1 protein-coding gene is annotated in these 1,110 nt (G+C 76.9%); it reads right to left on the bottom strand.

Annotation, left to right across the window (positions count from 1 at the left end):
* Nucleotides 1-33 precede the first annotated feature (33 nt).
* Nucleotides 34-684 (bottom strand): lysophospholipid acyltransferase family protein, encoded by a 651-nt coding sequence (locus tag GTW43_RS06945; protein ID WP_161300739.1) that lies wholly within the window; start codon nucleotides 682-684, stop codon nucleotides 34-36.
* Nucleotides 685-1,110 lie beyond the last annotated feature (426 nt).

Raw genomic sequence — 1,110 nt, 5'->3', positions numbered from 1 at the left:
CCCACGACGCCGCCGCACCCGCCCAAGGGGCCGTCACCCCACCCCCGAGACACACCCGACAGCCACCCGCCACGCCACGACAACCCCCTCCCGAACCCGCCGCGTCCGCACCCCGCGGTCCCCGGCGAGCACCAGCGGCCGCCCCGCATGCACATGCAGACAAGGCCGCCGCACCGGCGCACTCACCACCCCCGCGACCTGCTTCACGACCCCGCCGGAGGCAATGCGTCGAGCCCCGGCCTGCCCCACCGGCACGACGGGCGCCGCCGTCCGCTCGGCGAGCCGCGCCACCCCGCTGCGGAACACCCCGGGCTCCGCCTCCCGGGCGTCCCGCCGCCCCGGCAGACCCCCCTCGGCGTAGATGAGCACGGACCGGCCGCGCCCCAGCGCCGCCGCCGCGAGATCGAGCGAGCGCCCCGCCCGGGCATCACCCCGGTGCACCGGTATGTGCCCCTCCCGGTCCAGGGCACGGCCGAGCACCGGCACCCGCCACAGCCCCGCCGCGGCCATGACGACGGGCTCGACGCCGAGCCGGTGCAGCGCGGCGAGGACGACCGCGGGGTCCGCGGTCGAGGTGTGGTTGGCGACGAAGATGCTGCCCGGGGCGAACGCGGCGCCGTCGTCGGCGCTCACGGTCAGGCGTCCGGCGGCGGGCACCAGGATGTCGGCGAGGCGGCTGAGCATGAGGTCTCCGTACTCCACGGCCCGCGCGGCGGCGGGACGTCCGGGGTGGTCGCTCCCATCGTGCGGCGGCGGAGCCGGCCGCGGCCTGAGCCCCCGTACTCAACCGGGGCTGCCGCTTGCGCCCAGGTCACATGCGCCGGACCACCACCATCGGCCGCCGGGCACGAAGACACGCGTCAGCTCCCCCTGTCCCGTCGCCGTTCCTGCCGGCCCGAGCACTCTCGGTCCGGCACGGCGCAGTCCAGGAGGAGCTGACGGACTCCGTTCAGCACGTCACCCGTCGGCGTGCGCGCCCGGGCATCGTGCGGTGGTTCAGCCGCGTGCGGGTTCGAGTTCCCGCTCGTCCTCGGCGGGCGCGGGCCCGTCCAGGTCCCGGTGCAGCTTCTCGCCCTCGACGTCGACGTTCGGCAGCAGCCGGTCCAGCCA

The organism is Streptomyces sp. SID5785 (genome assembly GCF_009870065.1).
GTDB lineage: Bacteria > Actinomycetota > Actinomycetes > Streptomycetales > Streptomycetaceae > Streptomyces.
This window is presented reverse-complemented; position numbering and strand designations above follow the sequence as displayed.